Genomic DNA, 18,916 nt, shown 5'->3' on the forward strand with positions numbered 1-18,916 from the left:
GGGTTATATATTGATTTTTCTTTTTCGGGCCGTAATTTGCCAAGTGGCCACTTTTTTTCTGTCCTCAATGACCGAAACTTCATCATAGAGGTTAATGGTTGGACAAATATGATAGGGAACACCATAGAACACGTCCCCTACCTCAATGGACTCCCAATCCCTCACACGAAGGACACCGTGTTCTTCGCTTTGGGACAGCAAATCATAATCGGATAGATTTAAAAATCTCACCCTGTGCTGTATAGGATTTTCTGCCGCCAGCCCCTTGTGACCAAGATCTACGGTAACAATGCCCTTTGTAGGTTTTGAAATGACGCGCGTAACCAAGATTGCGGCATATTTAAATTCCTGTTCTCCCATTTTATCCCCGTATCCCCAATCCCAAAGTACGCAGGTTCCTGGGCTACAGATACGGCTTTCCTCCAACAAATGGGCGGTAAATGAAGGTGTGCCACCGCAAATAAGTTGTAAGTTGGGATGGTCTTTTTTCAATTGGACATAAAGTGTGTTGATATCCTGTAAACCCTTTTCTATCTGCTCTTTTCTTTTTTGAAAATCACTCTCCCTTAAATGCCCATCATAAACATGAAATCCGCAGAATTTCAAATTTTTAAAGTTGATCATTTCAGAGATAAGATGCTCCAGTCCCGATCCCAATTCAATGCCCGAGCGGTCCATACCGTTGTTGATATCGATGTACACTCCAATGTGGAGGTTATTGAGTAGAGCAATATCGTTCAAATGTTTTGCAGAGGCCACATTATCTATAATGGTCGAGAATACTGTATCTGGAAAATGGCCAATGAGGGAAGTAAACCGCGCTATTTTTGGACCAACCAATTGATGGGCCAACAAAATGGCCTTGGCCCCTTCCTGAGCCGCCATTTCTGCTTCTGCAATTGTAGAGGCCTTAAAGCTCGTGATGCCTGCAGTTATCATTTGGGCCATGACCTTGGGCATTTTATTGGTTTTTACATGGGGCATCAGCCTGGAAATGTCATTGCCGACCATTTCCTTCATTTTTTGGATGTTGAAAAGTAAATGCTCTTTGTAAAGGGCCAAGGATGGAGAATCTACCTCCTCCACATTATCGATAACATACCAGTTTGATGCTAAATTTCCAGTTGTCATAGGTGTTGCTTTTGTAAATCAGGAGACTTTATAGGTTTTGTTGAATTTCTTAATCAAGATATAAAGGAATATCCCGCCAAACAAACAACCGAGAGTAAAATGCCACTGGAAACCCTGACTTGCCAATATTGGGAAAAAGACCAAGCAGAGGACCTCAAAAGGAGTAACCCCAATATAGCCGAGGGCAAAAACAGGAAGGGTTTCGGATTTGGCCTCAGGGTCTACCATCCGCAACAAGGCGATACCAATGGCAGTAACACCCAAAGACATGCCCCATAAGAAAATAGATTTTTCGAACCAGTACGAAGAGAACAATCTGGTCCCCATAAATTGAAACAGAAAAATGGCCAGAACAATACCAAGGGCAAATATGAGTAATAAAGGGCCCGCAAACTTAACTACCACAGCGGTTTTTATGGAAGCGATACCAAAGATAACGATAAGATCTGCAAAAAGCCCGCATATTCTGCTCATCAGTTTGGGATCAAAATACATCATCAGTTTTAATTTTGAAAGTGCGGCCTTTAATAGAAGGCCCACGATAAAAGCAAATGAAAAAGCTGCAATGGAGTAACCGCTTAGGTAAGGTTTGGTGATATTGGTAAGAAATATTCCAGTGAATCCTACCAATATGACCAGCATCAGGTGCATTAACAACGGATCTATGGCAATATTGGAAAATGTGGCCTTCCCTATCGACTTTTGGTCCTTGGGTTCAATGAGTCCAGTTTTATAACTATTGGGTAACTCCTTAAAATTTTTGATAAAGGAGGTATGTTTTCTTTTGATGCCCCACTGCACCATGATCACCCCGCCCATAGTAGCGGAAAATATCCCAACCGTGGCACTGGTCATGGCCAGGGATTGAGCTTCTTCCCATTGCAAATTAGCGGCAAAAGACTCCCCAATGGCTGCGGCTGTACCATGCCCCCCAAAAAAGCCGGTGGCCAAGATGGCTCCAAAACTGCTGTGGATACCCGGGAACAGCCAGCTTAAAATGGTTAGTCCGAACAACAGGCCTGCCCCCCATTGTAACAAAAGGATAATGATGGAGGCACCTCCGATCTGTACCGTATTTCTCTTAAACTCTTTTGATTTATCTTTCTGGATATCGAAGGTAAAGGGCAAGGACCCAAATAAAAAGGCGATCATGATTCCCGGATAAGAACCAATTTGATCTGAAAATGGTAGGATTTCCAAACCATTGGTTCCCAAAAGTAGTCCCAATAACCCGGTAATGATACTCACCGGGATAAATAGTTTTTGCAATAGGGTGATTCTATTCCTGAGAATAAAACCAATCAATAGAACTATGGAAATCAATCCCAGATCTTGAATTAAACTCGATGGCATGTAAATTTTTTAAAATGATTCAATGACTGTAAGTAATTGATTATTAGTTATTTGCTTCTTTTGTTTGAAGTTGTTGTTCAGTATTATTTTATATTGATAGGCAACCTGATCTGTGAAGGATATTTTTCTGAGTGATGTACCTTATTGTGGGCTACAACACCTTTGGATTCATCATAATTGGTTCCCCCAGTATTTAAATTACGGGCGAATCTTGGGAAATTACTACTGGATATTTCAATCCGGATCCTATGGCCCTTTTTAAAATAATTACTGGTGGACATGGGGGTCATGTCTACTTGGTAGACCTTTCCTTTTTGCATAAACACCTCTTTGTCATACCCTTCCCTATATCGAACCCTTTGAATGGTCTCATCCAGGTTGTATGCCGTTCCGTCGGGATAAACATCCAATAATTTAATTGTAAAATCGGTATCCTTGGCATCGGAAGAAACAAATAAGGTAGCCTCTATAAAGCCTGAGACTTCTATCCCTTCCTGAAGAATATCCGTGGTATAGACCAAAATATCGTTTCGGGTTTCCATTTGTTGCTGGTCAAAGGCCCCTCCCTGAACGGCATTTCCGGTACAGCACACGTTACCACCATAAGATTTCACGGGGTTCATGGGATCATAGGTAAAAGCATCTGGCATGTCCTGTTTCGGTTGGGAAGTGGTTAACTTACCATCTCCATATAAACTATTGGCACTTCCTTTACTGTTGAGGTAATACGTTTGAAGTTTGGCGGTCACTGGAGGCCATTCATTTGCCGATTGCCAGTTATTACTTCCCATGGTATAGTACTGAACCCTAGGGGTATTTTCTTTGAAGCTGTTTTGTTCCCCTTTGAGCCAAAGATCGAACCAGGCATATATTTGTTCGTCATAATCCAAACGGGCATCCCCAATATTGCGCTCCCCTACTATGGTGTTTTCCGTGGCCCTGGTATAGGCACAATGTAATGTAGGTGCAATAACAAGGTATTGGTTGTCCCTGATTTCTTCCTCCTTGGCATTTTTTCTGACATGGTTGAACAGTGCCAAATTGGGACTAATGGAAACATCGTACCAGGAAGCGAACCAAAAACTGGGAACCCCAAAATCCATATTGTCATGATAAAGTCCGCCCGTATACCAATCTTGGTGGTTTGGGGTGCGACGTACCATTTTATCAAAGACTTCTTTTTTACCGTTGATATTCTTTAATATATCCTGGATTGGTAGGTGTTTTAGTGCTTCTGCCATATCCACAGATGGGTTTTCCGGTGCCAAATCATAAAATCTGGAAATACGGATCAGATCCTCTTGGGTGGCCCCAGGGGGGATCCTTGGCTTAAACTTATCGTGCTCCACACCATAAAGCCATGAAAAGAACAACAGCTGTTCCGCACCTCCCCTGTACCAATTGCCCTGTTCGTAGTAATCTCCAATACGACCTACACCCGCTCCATATCCCTGTGGAACCATTGCGGCATGTGACGGATGGTCCAGAGCGGCAACGGCCATCTGCCATTCCGCGGTGGAAGAACAGCCCAAGGTGCCAATTTTACCATTGGACCAGGATTGATCCTTCATCCATGAAAAGGCATCATACCCATCGGTCAGCGGTACTCCCAATATATCCCATTCCCCTTCGGAGAAGTACCTGCCCCTTTCATTCTGTACCACATAGGCATAACCTCGTTTTACGGCTTCGTAAGCCCTTTCCGCTGTCCGTGTTATTTCTACTCCATCTCCCCACGAATTAAAGTTATAAGGGGTTCTTGAAAAGATGATCGGTACCGGACTTGTTGTTTTGGGACGATATATATCTGTGGCAAGCCTAATTCCATCGCGCATGGGCATCATTACCTTTTGGTCGATAATGGCTATTTCGTTCAGCTTGTCAAGAACATCATTTTGAGCTTGAAGATTGAGGTTGAAAAAACAAAGGAGCAAGACCAATGTGGCAAAAGGGATTCTTGTATTCATATGTATGTTGGGTTGGTTTTTTATAAACGGGTAAGTTATAAAAAAAATAACGATAGATAATAATCTGTAAATGAGCCGACTATGCTTTTGGTATGTTCAGCTGGCACCAAATGTGGCATGCCAACTAAATTACTTTCTAGACTTTTTTTTATCGCTTTTCATTTGTTGGAAAAGTTCTTTGAAGAGTCCTCTCGAAATCAACAACTTCATGATCTCATTGGTACCGGCATAGATCCTGGCCACCCTATTGTCTGCATACATACGGGCAATGGGATAATCCCACATATAGCCATATCCTCCAAATAACTGCAAACATTCATCTACCACAGTGCCGCACATTTCGGTGGCCGAATATTTGGCCATGGAAGCACTCTCCGCCGTCAATTCATGGTTTGGCACCAATGGTATACAGCGATCAATAAAAGCTTGGTTTAATTGGAGTTTTGTAGCACACTCGGCCAACTTAAATTGGGTGTTCTGAAAGGCTGCTATAGGTTTTTTAAAGGCCGTACGGGTCGAGGTGTATTCAATGGTATCACTAATGGCCCCTGCTGCTGTGCCTATGGCAGTAACGGCCACAGTAAGCCTTTCCCTGGCCAATTCCTTCATCATAATCTTAAAGCCTTCCCCTTCCTTTCCCAATAGATTTTCTTTGGGAACCACTACATTATCGAAAAATAATTCGCAGGTATCCTGGGCTTTCATTCCTATTTTTTTGAATGGGATCCCTTTTTCAAAACCGTCCCATTTACTTTCCATGATCAAAAGGGAAACCCCTTCCTGCTCTGTACCAGGGTGGGTCTTTACTGCAACGATGGCCATATCGGAAAGATACCCATTGGTGATAAAGGTTTTCTGTCCGTTCACCACATAGTGATCTCCCTTGTCCACTGCAGTAGTTCTAATGGCCTTGAGGTCGCTCCCACAATTGGGCTCTGTCATTCCAATAGCTGTAATTAATTTGCCAGTTGCCATAAGGGGCAGGTACTTTTGTTTTTGGGCCTCTATGCCGTGATTTAAAAGATAGGGGGCTACAATATCCGAATGAAGTGAAAATCCGGGGCCATTGATCCCTTTTTGTGCTAATTCCTCTATAAAAAGGGCACTATAACTAAAATCAAGACCACTGCCCCCATAATCCACAGGTATATCAATACACAACAAGCCCAATGATCCGGCTTGTTCCCAAATAGCGCGACTCACCATGCCATCCTTTTCCCATTGCTCATTTTGGTCCATGATTTCATTCGACATAAATTCCCGGATCATATCGCGCATCATCCGGTGTTCTTCCGATGCATAAATTTGGCGGTCCAACAAAACATGTGATAACATAGGCATGGATACTTAGAAGGTCAATACCTAAAAGTATCAAAATAATCCACGCCAAAGAATGAAGTTGTACGTATTTTTAATTTCGCACCTTGTCTTTTAAGTTGAATAATGGCGAGGACAAAAAATTACCAGTCGATTGGTCTATAGTCCTTAAGGAATTTTCCACACCAGTGCTTCCCTGTATTGATCCCATCAAATAATGGGTCCAAGACCCTCGCGGCACCGTCCACGATGTCCAATGGGGGTTGAAAATCAAGTTCCTCCTTTTTCTTTTTGGCCAATTCTGCCGGATCTTCGTCCGTGACCCAACCGGTATCCACTGCATTCATAAAAATACCATCTTTGGCCAGGGTGCCCGATGAAGTATGTGTCAGCATATTCAAAGCGGCTTTGGCCATATTGGTATGTGGATGCCTGTCTTCCTTAAAAAAGCGGTGGAATTTGCCTTCCATGGCAGAGACATTGATAATGTGTTTCTGTCCCGTGGGATATTTTTTCATCAATTCGGACAAGCGGTTACAGAGCACAAAAGGCGCTACTGAATTGACCAGTTGTACCTCCAACATTTCGGTGGACTCAATTTGTCCGAGCCTCAATCGCCAACTATTGGTCTTTCTCAGATCCACCTGTTGGAGATCAGCATCCAATTCACCTTCCGGGAATACTTCATGTGCCACCAAGGTGTTATCAAAGCTATAGGGAATTTGTGATAGTTGGGCAGAGGCGCGAAGGCCAATTCCGGGTTCGGGGCCATGCCAAGTGACCGGCATATTTTGATTGGGCGATGCCGAGGAGGTCAGTTTCTTTAACTCCTGTAGGCAGCCCTCATGGTCAGACAACAGCTCTCTGGCCATCTTGGGCAAAGTATTTCTATCCCGCTCTTCATTGAGCATCAGATGCTGGTAGAATCCGGCAGGACGTCTTACGGTCTGGGCAGCATTATTGATCAGGATATCCAAGCGGTCATATTTTTGGGTAATGAAATTACAGAAGATTTCCACACTGGGTATGTGCCTAAGGTCCAGTCCGTGAATTTTCAACCGATGTCCCCACTCCATGAAATCTTCTTCCTTTGAAAAGCGTAGGGCCGAATCCACGGGAAATCTTGTTGTGGCTATTACGGTAGCCCCTCCCCTTAAAAGCATGAGAGAAATGTGGTAACCTATTTTTAAGCGGGATCCCGTAATGACGGCCACCTGCCCCGTTACATCCGCCGTTTGGAATCGTTTGGCATAGTTGAAATCTCCGCAATCCGGACACATGGTGTCGTAAAAGTGGTGTAATTTGGTGAACTCGGTTTTACAGACGTAGCAGTTTCTGGGCACTTCCAGTTCTAAATCTTCCTTATTTTCAATGGCTGCCATAGGCAATAACTTAGGAGCCACAAAAATGGAGGCTTCCCTGGCGTGCCGTATTCCCGTTTCCTTACGGGCCTTTTTGTCCCGGGCTTCCAATTTACGTTTTGCCGCTTTTTTGCCATCTTTTTTACGCCTGGAAAATTCTTCCCTATTGGGCCTGGAAAATTGACCTGCTGCTTTGATCAATGCTATTCGCTGATCTTTGTCAATATCAAATATTTGATCGGTCTGGGACACCAGCTGTTCCAGGACTGTGATACAATTGGCAATATCCTCTTGGGTCAGGCTTTTGTTGGGAGTAGTCTTATTTTTTTCCATGATACCAGATTACGTTGGAAATGGCTGCCCAACAATGGTGCAAATGTAATGGTAAAAAGGCGGAATAGTCTTCCTTTTTTACAAATGCACAATCATGTTTTAAGTTCCAGAATATTTTGCCCATAACCTAGGTATCGGTCCAACCATGGCGCAAAAAGTATGTGTTAAAGGGACTAATATGTTAAATATTGCTTAAAATGGTACTATTTATAACATAGTACCGTAACAATTTCAATTTTGTTGCGTCTAGTGGTTATAACAAAATTTATAAACAATTAAAAATCAATATTATGGAAACTTCAAACAAACATTTCGCACAGCCGATAGTTAGAGTATCAAACAGCAAAACTTGGAACGTCAAGAGAAGATATCACTAAAAATCGCAAAAAAACTAACGTTTAACCACAAAAAATAAACAACATGGAAACTACACACAAACATCAGTTCAGACCAGAATCAGAATTATCCAAAGTGAATATATGGAACGCCAAAAGGCGTCACAGATAACTAAAGTCGATAATCATGAAACCATTCATCAATCAATCACGGATAGAAGATAAAAAGAGTAGCCTCTATGCCATCTTCAGGAATAGTAAGAGAATTAGATGGTCAGATTTTGAGATCAACAGGAACCAAATATTGGGAATTTAGTTAGATGCCAATCTTAAAACCTAAAAAAAGTAGTGAGAAGTAACCACTACTTTTTTTATGTCTTGTTGCTTAGGACAGCGAACTATGGCTCGGTGATGTTTGTTTAAAGATGGATTTATCAGATTTGTGTTGTTTTATCGACCGTCCTGTTCCTTTGAACCACCAAACTATGGATTTAAGGAAATACAACCTATTTTTGAAACAAAAGCATTTCGTTTGTAAAGTCCGTAATGAAGCCATGTACTAGGTTTGTAATAAAATAGTATATTGGACAAACCCTATCCAAACTTGATTCTGGGAATGAAAAATATTCTTTTTCTTTATTGTTTTTGCTTTTTGGGAGCTTATGCCCAAGGTCAGAACATGGACCAAGAATGGACCCGTACCTATACTGACCCAATTGAGTTGATGGAGCAGGTTCTTCAAAAACAGCCTAAGCCTTGGCAGGATGACACCATGAATTCTGTTTTTACCTCCTATGGGGAAGAGGGGGTCAACGATGCAGAGTATATCTTTTTGCAATCCCCTGGGTTGGGTACCGATTTTTTTCAGATAGGAACAGCGGATGTTGGCAATTTCATTTCGAAAGAGCGTTTTTTAATCGTTTTGAATGATGCCTTGAGTATGGTAGAAAAAGCGAGCATTAAACTTGCTAGGGCTACCATATCTGAAAGTATGAAGGAATATGAGAAGGCATTCGCGCTCGCTCAAAAATTGATGAAGAACGATTCTATCAGCTACCAAGAGGCCATTGAATTTCTGGATAACAGATTTGGATATACCAAATTGGAGCATGCCAAGACCTTAATGGACAAAAGCAACACCTCTCCTAGCAATATGGTGGATAACAAAAACATCAACAGGGCCAAGGCAAAAATTGAGGAATTGGATAAAACTTATTTTGAAACAATACCCTTGGTTACCGCACTTATTCAATTGCAGGAATTCTATGATATTCTAAGGGAATCTGGCGTTGGATTGGCCATTTATGCCCCATATACCACCTTTAAAAACCGCTTGGAATATTTGAATAAGCTGAGGATTGAAGAGCGTAGGAGGTGGAAATCATCCATTAATATCACCTACCCTACCAAAAATGTGGTATTGGCCGTACAAAACCCTGTAGATATTACCTGGGTTACCTCCAATATAGATGCCGATAAGACTATTCGATTTTTCTTGGTTAAGGATGATATGATGGTCCAAGAGCTGGGAATTTTCAAAAACAAGCAAAGTGCCAGCGGAATACAACTGGCCAACAATATAGAGCCCGGTGATAATTTTAAAATTATGGCCATTGAGCTTTTTCCTTCTGATAAATTCCAAATTGCAAAATTTGTAACACCTGCTTTTAGTATCAAGAACGAAACAAAGAAAAAAGAAGTGGAGACCACCAGACGAACAGAGTTTGCCGGTCGTAAAATTTCATATGTAAAAGAATTGTTCGTCAACAGTAAGGATATCAGTATTGAATTATGGGATAATAAGGAACAAGATGGAGACGTGGTATCGGTCTATCTCAATGGAGAACCCATCATAGCCAATTACTCCTTGACCAAGGACAGGAAACTGTTCAAATTGCAATTGAATGGTTCCAAATCCAACGATATTTTTTTATACGCCCATAATCTGGGGACCATTCCCCCTAATACGGTATCCATTGAAATCTCGGATGGCAACTCCTCGGAAAAAATTGTTTTGAATTCAGATCTATCAAGTTCGGAAGCGGTACTTATTAAAGTCAAATAAGGCAAGTATAATCCAACGACCCTAGTCTCCCGCAAATCTGGGCGAATGTCCACTCCAATCCATTATCTAGGTTCATTCTGGTGGTCCAATTTCATTAAATTGATTATTTTGCGCCTTCGTTTAAATTCCAATAGGTGAAAGTTTGTATTGCAGAAAAACCTAGTGTTGCAAGGGAAATTGCCGCTGTTCTTGGTGCTAATACCAAGCATGATGGATACTTTGAAGGGAATGGATATGCCGTGACCTTCACTTTTGGACATTTATGTACCCTATATGAGCCCAATGATTATAAAGCCCATTGGAAGAGTTGGGACCTGAACAATCTCCCCATGTTGCCGGAGAAATTTGAGACCAAGGTGGTAGAAAATTCAGGTATCCAAAAACAGTTCAAGATTGTCAAAAAATTGTTTGAACAGGCCGAGGTAGTCATCAACTGTGGGGATGCAGGCCAGGAAGGTGAGCTGATACAGCGTTGGGTAATGCACCAGGCCAATTATAAGGGGGAGGTCAAACGTCTATGGATCTCCTCTCTGACCACAGAGGCCATTAAGGAAGGATTCAACAATTTAAGATCGTCCAAGTCTTATGATAATTTGTACTATGCCGGATTTTCCAGAGCCATAGGAGACTGGTTATTGGGAATGAACGCCACTAGATTATACACCCTAAAACACGGGGGATATAAGCAAATGCTTTCCGTAGGGCGGGTCCAAACGCCAACATTGGCCATGGTGGTCAACAGACATAAGGAGATTGAGAATTTTCAGCCCCTACCCTATTGGGAATTGCAGACGATGTATAGGGAGACCTTGTTCAGTTATGAAGAAGGAAGGTTCTTAAAAATGGAAGATGGGGAGGCCATGGCCGAAAAGGTAAAGGGGGAAGATTTTGAAATTGTATCCATAAGCAAAAAAAAAGGGAAGGAATACGCCCCAAAATTGTTCGATCTTACTGGGCTTCAAGTGTATTGCAACACCAAATTTGGATATACCGCAGAGGATACCCTTAAAATGGTGCAGAAATTATATGAGCAAAAAGTGGTTACCTACCCTAGAGTGGACACCACATTTTTGCCCAATGATGTTTATCCCAAGGTTCCAGGTATTCTTCAAAAACTCACTAATTATTCAGAGCATACCCAACATATACTTGGAAAAAAAATACGGAAGTCGCCCAAGGTCTTTAATGATAGTAAGGTAACAGACCATCATGCCATTATTCCTACCGGCATCCAAATGAAATTACAATACAACCAACAACAGGTATATGATGCCATCGTGAAACGCTTCATTGCCGTTTTTTATGAAGATTGTCAGGTTGCAAATACCACTGTTCTAGGACAGGTAGCTGACATTGCCTTTAAAACGACAGGGAAGGAAATACTATCGAAAGGTTGGAAAGTTGTTTTTGAAAATCCAGAAACCAAAACCAAAGAGACGGGCATCTTACCAACTTTTGTAAAGGGTGAAAAAGGACCACATGAACCCTCGTTTTTGGAAAAACAGACCAAAGCCCCCAAACAGTTTACGGAGGCTACCTTGTTGCGTGCCATGGAAACCGCAGGGAAACAGGTTGATGATGATGAAATGAGGGAGCTGATGAAGGAGAATGGAATTGGGCGCCCTTCTACACGAGCGAACATTATAGAGACCTTATTTCGCAGGAAATATATCAAAAGGAACAAAAAGCAAGTGCTCCCCACCCCAACAGGAATTCAGCTTATCGATACCATTCAAAACGATTTGTTGAAATCTGCCGAACTTACGGGCCAATGGGAAAAGCAGTTGAAGGATATTGAAAAGGGAACATTCCATGCAGCTACCTTTATTGCCAATATGAAAAAGATGGTCGATGAATTGGTCTATGAGGTTAGAAGTGAGACCACCAGGGCCAATATTTCACATACCATCAGCATCCAAGCACCTAAAGCTACCGATGATGTTCCCAAAAAAAAGGGACTCGTTGGGGTGTCCTGTCCTAAATGCAAAGAGGGCACTATGTTAAAGGGAAAAATGGCTTATGGATGCAGCGGCTATAAGAAGGGATGTAAGTTTATGTTGCCCTTTGCCTTTAGAGATAAAAAGATATCGGAAAAGCAATGGCTTCGATTGCTTAAAAAAGGATGTACTGTAAATTTAAAGGGTTTTAAATCGGAAGATTCTGGAAACCAAGAACAGTATGAAGGCCTAATTCGATTCAACGAAGCATTTGAGTTGGTTTTTGAAGCCAAAAAAGAAACTAAACAGATCCCGGACAAACTTACGTGCCCGAAATGTAGGATAGGCACGGTAATTAAAGGAAAGTCGGCCTATGGATGCAGTGCCTATAAAAGCGGTTGTGATTTTAGGTTTAGTTTTGCGGAAATCAAGCAGCGGGCGGCGAACAGGCCATTGACCAAAGAATTGGTGTTCTCCATTATGCATGAAGGGTTTTAAGGTCTGTCATTTTCATCTCTGGACATGGATCAGGAATTGTGGACCATACGGGAACTCGAAAGGACCAAGCCTTGGCAGGAAATGCGGTCCTATTTTGATGTGGCCAATTTTTGTAACATTTCGGTAGTACTGGTAACGATCCCTGCTGCTTCCGGTTGGTTGGTAAAATTCACCACAATGGTGTAGTTGGGTTTGGGCATATGTACCCATACCGTACCCCAGAAACCAAAATGCACGTATCCTGTAATCCCCAAAACACCATCTTGGCCAAGTCCCATTCTGTAATCTTCAGATTCGGCACCATAAGGCAATGGTCCCGGGTCTTCCAACATGATCCGCAATGTTTCGGAATCCTTGTAAATTTCACCATTGAACAAGGCGTCAAAGAAAACCGCCAAATCCTTGGTATTGGACGTAAGGCCCCCTCCCCCATAAAGATCAATGGTGTTATCCAACCCAGTAGCGTCATAATTTCCAATATATCTATGTACAGGAGGCAGTAGCCCGGCAGGTGATTCTTCCAAACCTTCCATCCAGGTAGATTTGAGTCCCAATGCATCAAACTTTAATAATTCACGAAGGGCCTGTGCCAAGTTTTGACCAGTACTATTTTCAATGATTTCTCCCAATAAGATATATCCTGTATCGCTATAGCCATATACTTCTCCAGGCAACCCTAAGGGGTCACCTGCTTCCATGGCAAACTCAAGTTGTTGGGTACGGGTCCATTTTTTAGTTGGATTTTTAAGGATACTATCTATATAGGAAGAATTGCCCTCTGCATAATCAAAAAGTCCGCTTCGATGTTGTAGGCATTGTTTTATGGTGATAATATCTGGGTCATAACCATCTGATTTTAGTAATTGATAATGATGCTCTGAAATATATGCAGCAATGGAATCTTCAAGTTTTAACTTTTGTTCTTCTTGTAGTCGCAATATGGCAGAAGCCACAAAGGTTTTCGTAACACTGGCTATTCTAAAGGGCTGTTCGGCTGATAGCTTATGCGTCTTCTCCTTACTGTCATAACCAGCAGCTCCGCTCCATGAAATATTCAAAGTCGGGGCCAAAACGGTCATGGATACACCCGATAGATTGTTGCTCTTTTTCTTTACGGCCTTATCCAAAATGACTTGGAATTTGGGATGTGCAGGGGTAGTCCTGCATCCCAAAAAGAAAAGTGATACGATCAGTACAAGAAAGAATGTTTTCATAGTGTTTGGATGTACAATAGAAGCTTACTCCAACCTGGTATTGCAGGAGGCTTTAAATATGTGAATTTAATAATTTGTTGTAAATAATAACCAAATATCAATAAATGACTGTATTTGAGCCTATTAAAAGGTGTTGTGATTATAAGTTATAACACACCGTTTATAGAAATAAATCGCCAATCTATACAAAATTCCTACCTTTTGCTGTTATTAATTCCTACTTTTAAGTGAACTCTAAATTTCAAGTTATGATGTTAGCTATTGGCTCTTTTCAGGTAATGCTTATGATTTTTATGATCGTGGTGATTCCCATGGCTTTTTTTGTGTTCGGCTACATAGTGGGGCGCACCCAAAGTAAGAGTAAACATATTGACCGCTCCATTTTAAGGGAGAATTCCCCTTTGGGAAGCTCCTATTAATGATCAAGTATATGTTTCACAGTAATAAAAAAACCATAAGATTTGCCTTATGGTTTTACATGGTCACTTAAAATATTTTTAATCTTTAGAAGCAATCGCCTTAATTCTTGGCCAACTTCCTTAGGGCTACCCATTGTTTCAACATTTCCCTTGAGTCACAAGCGGGATATCCCAGTACGGTTTTCCCGGCAGCTACATCGTTCATAACGCCGGAACCGGCACCAACCACAGCCCCGGATTCAATGACAGTATGGTCCTTTATGGAGGCACTTCCTCCTATCATCACACCATCTCCAAGGGTTACGGAACCAGCCAAACCACTATGGCCCGCCATGATACAGAAACGCCCCATGACAGAATTGTGACCTATCTGGACCAAGTTGTCTATCTTACAACCGTCACCAATGATAGTGGAGCTAAATTTGCCCCGGTCTACACAGGAGTTCGATCCAATTTCAACGAGATTTCCGATGACCACGTTCCCTATTTGGGGTATTTTTACCAATCCCCTTCCATCATCGCTTGGGCGATATCCAAATCCGTCGGCTCCAATACTCACATTGGTATGGAAGATACATTGGGCTCCTATTTCGGTACGCTCACGGATAACTGTTCCTGACCAGATTACGGTCTGCGCACCTACGGAGGTGTCATCAAATATGGAAACATTGGGGTACAGTATTACCCCATCGAACAATGTTACATTTTTGCCAACGTAACAATGGGCTCCAATTTTTACGCCCTTGCCTATGATGGCCGAATCGTGGACCACTGCGGTTGGGTGTATGTCTATTTCAAATGGTGGAGGTCCCGGATCAAATTCCTCCAATAATTTGGCCATGGCCAAGTCTGCATTTTTTACCTTGATAAAGGCTCTTCCCTCACCTGGTTCTATTCGGATATTTTCATTGACGATTGCAGCACTTGCCTTTGAGGACTCCCACAAACGCTCGTATTTGATACTGCCAATAAAGGTCATTTGATTTGGCTTGGCATTTTTTAGTTGTTCCAAGCCATCTATGTTTTGGGTGGTATTACCTACCAGTTCCCCTTTTAAAATTGCATTTATTTCTTGAACGGAATATGATTTCATTGATATTGTTTATGTGATAATTTTAGGTAAAGGTCTAAATATAGGTTTAATTTCATTTCGAAACCAAGTTGGTCTATTTTTTGGTGGTTTCCTTCTTTCAAATATTTCTTGGATCTGTTGCTTGCCAGACTGTGGAAAACAATTGGACCGTAAAAAAAGAGGCCATGGCCTCTCTTTAATTTCTTGTCTTTGGAAACTTCAGGTTTCTGCTTTTTAGTGTTCAAAAGATTTGTCCAATAGGGCTTTAAGTTCCTCCCAGGATTTTTCGTCCGCCTCCTTCTGGTAAGCCAAGGGCAGGTTAAACTTCTTACCCAAGGAATCTGCTTCTTTACTGGTAAAAGCGTGTTTGGCATCCGGGTAGGCTATGTATTTATAATTGGCATTAATACTGTCCATTGCTGTCTTGTAGGCCGCTACAGATTCCGGGGAAACAAACGGATCGGCTGCTCCATTGCAGACCAATACGGTAGTCTTTAATTTGTCATTGGGCATGACGGGAAGTTGAACGCCACTATGAAAAGCGGCAACGGCGTCAAGATCAGCCCCCATATTTGCCATGGTCAACACTACGCTTCCCCCAAAACAATAGCCAATGGCTGCAATTTCTTCGGTATTCACATGCGGATCTGCCTTTAACACTGCTAGAGCAGCATCAAACCTGGCTTTCGCAATATCAATATTTTGCATGACCATGCCAGAGAATTTTCCCGCATCTTCTGGATGTTGTGCCTGTTTGCCATCCCCATACATATCTACGGCAAGGGCTACATAACCCAGTTCTGCCAGCATATCTGCCCGTTCCCGGGTATAATCATTGTGCCCCCACCATTCATGCACTACAATGACCCCTGGTCTTTTGCCCTTTTTGTTTTCATCGTATGCTATATACCCCTTCATTTCTGTCTCATTGGCGGTATAGCTGACCTCATTGCCAACTACGTTGGCTTGGAGGGTTTGCTCCATGGGTTCCATGGTCTCCAAAGCATTCTTTTTCGGTTCTGATTTACAGCCCCATAGGGTTATAAAACTTCCAAAGAGCAAGGCGAATATCTTCACGTTCTTTATCATGGTTCGTATAGTTAATAGTTCTACATATTAAAAAAAATAGGAGCTATAAGATACGATATTAAAAGAATATGATCATTGGTTGTTTCCAAATATTCCTTGGTATTTGGCTTAAAGCACCGTGACCCTTACCTTCTTTTTCTTAAGTCTTGTGTTGTTCAACTTTTTAATCAGATCTTCCGCCAAAGTAATGGGAACCGCTACAAAAGTGCAGTCGTGCTTAAGCTCAATAACCCCTAACTGATCTTTATTGATATTTCCCTGCTTGAAGAATAATCCGGCAATGTCACCCTTGGAGATTTTGTCTTTCCTGCCGCCAGAAATAAAAAGTGTTTGCCAGTAAGGCGCTTTTTTAGGGGTCTTTTTTGAGATATCCGCCACAGGGGCATCGATAATAAATTCAGGTAGTTTTTCATCCTCCCACTTGATTACATAAGCAGTACCTTTGGCATTAACTCTTGCCGTCCTGCCATTTCTATGGATGAATTCTTCTTTCTTATAGGGAAATTCATAATGGACAATAAACTTCATTTCAGGAATATCAATACCCCTTGCTGCCAAATCGGTGGCTACTATTACCTGATAGGTACCATTTCTAAATTTGATCAAGGAGCGTTCCCTATCTTTTTGCTCCATATCCCCATGAAAACAGCCATGGCTTATATTGTTCCGTTCCAAAAACGTACTTAACTTCTCTACACTTTCCCTGAGGTTACAGAAAATTATGCCGGGTTGGTTTCCAATATGGTTCAGTAGATCCAGCAAGGCTTTCTGTTTGTTCTGTGATGCTGAAACAACTGTTTTTATGGTAAGTTTGGAACGCTCCTCTTTCAAATAATCAATAATTACCGGCTTGTCCAACCTTACAAATCCCGGTATTTTGACTCCCTGGGTAGCAGAAGTGAGTATGCGTCTATTGATGCTGGGCAACATCCCAATGATATATTTCATTTCTTCTTCAAATCCTACTTCCAAGGATTTATCAAATTCATCCAAAACCAGGGTTTTGATGTGTTTCGTAGAAAAGCGCTCATTGTCAAAATGATCGGCTATCCTTCCTGGGGTCCCGATGAGGATGGCAGGTGTGTGCTTTAATTCCAGTTTATCTTTGGCCATGGTCCTGCCCCCATAAACGGCATTGATCTTATATCCCGATCCCATTTCACGGACTACCTGTTCAATTTGAATGGCCAATTCCCTTGAGGGGACCAAAATCAAGGCTTGAATTTCCGCTGTTCCTGGATCCAATTGATCAATCAAGGGCAATAAAAAAGCCAAGGTCTTTCCAGTTCCAGTGGGTGACAGAATGATGGTATTGGTATTGGATTCAATAATGGATAGCGCCTCTTCCTGCATAGGATTCAACTGACGGATGTTCAATTTATCCAATATATCCTGTTGTTCTTTTATAGTGTTTGCCATGATGTAAATTTAATTAGGATCTGATAGTCGATGCATGATAGTATGGGTACTATTTCTGCCTATCTTTTTTTCCGCTTCGGCTTTTCAGTTTCTGAAGATTTTGGACCTATTGGATGCCCTAGTTGCTGGGCCATCAGTTTATCAATGAGTTCTTCTTTTGTCAAATGATGAAAAACGGTATGTATACTGTTCTTTAACTCTGGTGCAACAGATGGATTAGGTTTGGTTTTGAAGATTTTCTTTGCCCACAAAAGCAAATTGTTCTCCTCTATGCTTTGGGCATCCGCTTTTTGATAGGCCTTAAATGTGATTCCTAAAACCTCTTCAAATTCCTTTAAATCTTCCTCTTCCTCTTTTTGTATGATAGTCAGGGATAATCCTTCTGCCCCTGCTCTGGCCGTCCGTCCACTTCTATGGACGTATGTTTCGAATACATCGGGGAGGTGGTAATGGACCACATAGGAGATTTCCTTCACATCTATTCCCCTGGCTGCAAGATCAGTGGCTACTAAAATCCGAATATGACCTTCCCTGAACTGACCCATTATTCGGTCACGAATAGGTTGTGATAAGCTTCCGTGCAGTGCTCCGGAAGAAAATTTGTTGATTGCCAGATTTTTTGCCAATTTGTTGACGGCCGCCTTGGTCTTGCAAAAAATTATGCCTCTTTCTCCTTCCCTGGAATTTAGGAAGTGCATGAGTATTTCCAATTTTTCAATAGGCGCTACGGTTACAAACCTATGGTCAATTCCCTGATGTCCCATGGTTTCCATATCGGCACTTACGTGTACCACATGTTTGGACATATAGTTTTGAATCAATTGTTTAATGGTACCGGGCATGGTAGCGGTAAACAAAAATGTTCTTCTTTTTTTAGGCAATTCCGCAACTATTTCATCCAAACCTTCTTTTAGGGAAGTGACCATTTCGTCTGCTTCGTCCAGTACCAAATAGCCTGCTTTGGTAATGTCTATTGCCTTGCGTTTTATCAAGTCGATCAATCGGCCCGGTGTGGCCACAACTATATGGGTATCCTCGGTCAAACGTTCTATTTGTGGCTTTATGGGGATTCCTCCACAAATGGAAGCTATGGATATTGCCGGCAAATGGGTCGCATAAGAAACCAAATTATGGTAAATCTGCTGTCCCAATTCCCTGGTCGGGGCAATGATGACCGCTTGGATATTTGATTTTTCCACATCTACCAATTGCAGTAAAGGCAATCCGAAAGCAGCGGTCTTTCCAGTTCCTGTTTTTGCCAAACCGACAAAATCTTCCTTTTGCTGCAATAAAACTGGGATCGTTTTTTGTTGGATTTCTGTTGGAGTGTTGATATGATGATTTGCCAGACTTTTTTGCAGCTGGCTATTGATTCCTAAATCGGAAAATTGTTTTGACATTATAAT

The 18,916-nt window shown here is 41.8% G+C and carries 14 protein-coding genes; 4 read left to right on the forward strand and 10 right to left on the reverse strand.

Translation table 11 applies throughout. From position 1 onward, the window contains the following. Window positions 1–3: 3 nt before the first annotated feature. The 5 genes from WAA86_RS03750 to WAA86_RS03770 all read right to left on the reverse strand — a co-directional run bounded on the left by WAA86_RS03750 (window position 4) and on the right by WAA86_RS03770 (window position 7,462). Window positions 4–1,131: a D-TA family PLP-dependent enzyme gene (locus tag WAA86_RS03750; RefSeq protein ID WP_337299641.1), complete on the reverse strand. Its 1,128-nt coding sequence runs from the start codon at window positions 1,129–1,131 to the stop codon at window positions 4–6. Window positions 1,132–1,149: 18 nt separating this feature from the next. Then, window positions 1,150–2,484 carry a sodium/glutamate symporter gene (locus tag WAA86_RS03755; RefSeq protein ID WP_337299642.1) on the reverse strand — a complete coding sequence of 445 codons (1,335 nt, stop codon included), beginning with the start codon at window positions 2,482–2,484 and terminating at the stop codon, window positions 1,150–1,152. Between the two features lie 83 nt (window positions 2,485–2,567). After that, window positions 2,568–4,451 carry a CocE/NonD family hydrolase gene (locus tag WAA86_RS03760; RefSeq protein WP_337299643.1) on the reverse strand — a complete coding sequence of 628 codons (1,884 nt, stop codon included), beginning with the start codon at window positions 4,449–4,451 and terminating at the stop codon, window positions 2,568–2,570. 129 nt (window positions 4,452–4,580) lie between these two features. Beyond that, window positions 4,581–5,786: an acyl-CoA dehydrogenase family protein gene (locus WAA86_RS03765; protein WP_337299644.1), complete on the reverse strand. Its 1,206-nt coding sequence runs from the start codon at window positions 5,784–5,786 to the stop codon at window positions 4,581–4,583. A gap of 125 nt (window positions 5,787–5,911) precedes the next feature. Further along, a complete protein-coding gene (locus tag WAA86_RS03770) occupies window positions 5,912–7,462 on the reverse strand; it encodes an SDR family NAD(P)-dependent oxidoreductase (RefSeq protein ID WP_337299645.1) in 1,551 nt (516 codons plus the stop codon). Between the two features lie 522 nt (window positions 7,463–7,984). Here WAA86_RS03770 and WAA86_RS03775 point away from each other — a divergent pair. The 3 genes from WAA86_RS03775 (at window position 7,985) to WAA86_RS03785 (ending at window position 12,297) form a co-directional block, all read left to right on the forward strand. Beyond that, the gene (locus WAA86_RS03775) at window positions 7,985–8,113 is read left to right on the forward strand and encodes a hypothetical protein (protein WP_337299646.1); all 129 of its coding nucleotides are present in this window, start codon (window positions 7,985–7,987) and stop codon (window positions 8,111–8,113) included. A 300-nt stretch (window positions 8,114–8,413) separates the two neighbouring features. Further along, window positions 8,414–9,862, forward strand: coding sequence for a hypothetical protein (locus WAA86_RS03780; protein ID WP_337299647.1), 1,449 nt, complete (start codon window positions 8,414–8,416; stop codon window positions 9,860–9,862). A 134-nt stretch (window positions 9,863–9,996) separates the two neighbouring features. Continuing rightward, window positions 9,997–12,297 carry a DNA topoisomerase 3 gene (locus tag WAA86_RS03785; protein ID WP_337299648.1) on the forward strand — a complete coding sequence of 767 codons (2,301 nt, stop codon included), beginning with the start codon at window positions 9,997–9,999 and terminating at the stop codon, window positions 12,295–12,297. Between the two features lie 89 nt (window positions 12,298–12,386). On the opposite strand, the gene WAA86_RS03790 is transcribed toward WAA86_RS03785, so the two are convergent. After that, entirely contained in the window at window positions 12,387–13,511 is a 1,125-nt protein-coding gene (locus WAA86_RS03790; protein ID WP_337299649.1) for a serine hydrolase domain-containing protein, read from the reverse strand. Window positions 13,512–13,759: 248 nt separating this feature from the next. Between WAA86_RS03790 and WAA86_RS03795 the strand changes: the two genes are divergently transcribed. After that, window positions 13,760–13,930, forward strand: a complete 171-nt coding sequence (locus WAA86_RS03795; protein WP_337299650.1) for a hypothetical protein — start codon at window positions 13,760–13,762, stop codon at window positions 13,928–13,930. A 100-nt stretch (window positions 13,931–14,030) separates the two neighbouring features. Here WAA86_RS03795 and lpxD read toward each other — a convergent pair whose 3' ends face one another. The 4 genes from lpxD to WAA86_RS03815 form a co-directional block, all read right to left on the reverse strand. Further along, a complete protein-coding gene (gene lpxD / locus WAA86_RS03800; RefSeq protein ID WP_337299651.1) occupies window positions 14,031–15,023 on the reverse strand; it encodes a UDP-3-O-(3-hydroxymyristoyl)glucosamine N-acyltransferase in 993 nt (330 codons plus the stop codon). Window positions 15,024–15,236: 213 nt separating this feature from the next. Continuing rightward, window positions 15,237–16,091, reverse strand: coding sequence for a dienelactone hydrolase family protein (locus WAA86_RS03805; RefSeq protein ID WP_337299652.1), 855 nt, complete (start codon window positions 16,089–16,091; stop codon window positions 15,237–15,239). A gap of 108 nt (window positions 16,092–16,199) precedes the next feature. Further along, complete coding sequence (locus tag WAA86_RS03810) at window positions 16,200–17,510, reverse strand: DEAD/DEAH box helicase (protein ID WP_337299653.1); 1,311 nt, start codon at window positions 17,508–17,510, stop codon at window positions 16,200–16,202. Window positions 17,511–17,569: 59 nt separating this feature from the next. Beyond that, on the reverse strand, window positions 17,570–18,910 hold the full coding sequence (locus WAA86_RS03815) for a DEAD/DEAH box helicase (RefSeq protein WP_337299654.1): 1,341 nt from the start codon (window positions 18,908–18,910) through the stop codon (window positions 17,570–17,572). Window positions 18,911–18,916 lie beyond the last annotated feature (6 nt).

The organism is Sediminicola sp. 1XM1-17 (assembly GCF_037203765.1).
Lineage (GTDB): Bacteria > Bacteroidota > Bacteroidia > Flavobacteriales > Flavobacteriaceae > Sediminicola.

Coding starts and splice junctions, on each gene's coding strand:
- WAA86_RS03750 (WP_337299641.1), bottom strand. CDS start 1,131: ATGACAACTGGAAATTTAGCATCAAACTGGTATGTTATCGATAATGTG.
- WAA86_RS03755 (WP_337299642.1), bottom strand. CDS start 2,484: ATGCCATCGAGTTTAATTCAAGATCTGGGATTGATTTCCATAGTTCTA.
- WAA86_RS03760 (WP_337299643.1), bottom strand. CDS start 4,451: ATGAATACAAGAATCCCTTTTGCCACATTGGTCTTGCTCCTTTGTTTT.
- WAA86_RS03765 (WP_337299644.1), bottom strand. CDS start 5,786: ATGTTATCACATGTTTTGTTGGACCGCCAAATTTATGCATCGGAAGAA.
- WAA86_RS03770 (WP_337299645.1), bottom strand. CDS start 7,462: ATGGAAAAAAATAAGACTACTCCCAACAAAAGCCTGACCCAAGAGGAT.
- WAA86_RS03775 (WP_337299646.1), top strand. CDS start 7,985: ATGAAACCATTCATCAATCAATCACGGATAGAAGATAAAAAGAGTAGC.
- WAA86_RS03780 (WP_337299647.1), top strand. CDS start 8,414: ATGAAAAATATTCTTTTTCTTTATTGTTTTTGCTTTTTGGGAGCTTAT.
- WAA86_RS03790 (WP_337299649.1), bottom strand. CDS start 13,511: ATGAAAACATTCTTTCTTGTACTGATCGTATCACTTTTCTTTTTGGGA.
- WAA86_RS03795 (WP_337299650.1), top strand. CDS start 13,760: ATGATGTTAGCTATTGGCTCTTTTCAGGTAATGCTTATGATTTTTATG.
- lpxD (WP_337299651.1), bottom strand. CDS start 15,023: ATGAAATCATATTCCGTTCAAGAAATAAATGCAATTTTAAAAGGGGAA.
- WAA86_RS03805 (WP_337299652.1), bottom strand. CDS start 16,091: ATGATAAAGAACGTGAAGATATTCGCCTTGCTCTTTGGAAGTTTTATA.
- WAA86_RS03810 (WP_337299653.1), bottom strand. CDS start 17,510: ATGGCAAACACTATAAAAGAACAACAGGATATATTGGATAAATTGAAC.
- WAA86_RS03815 (WP_337299654.1), bottom strand. CDS start 18,910: ATGTCAAAACAATTTTCCGATTTAGGAATCAATAGCCAGCTGCAAAAA.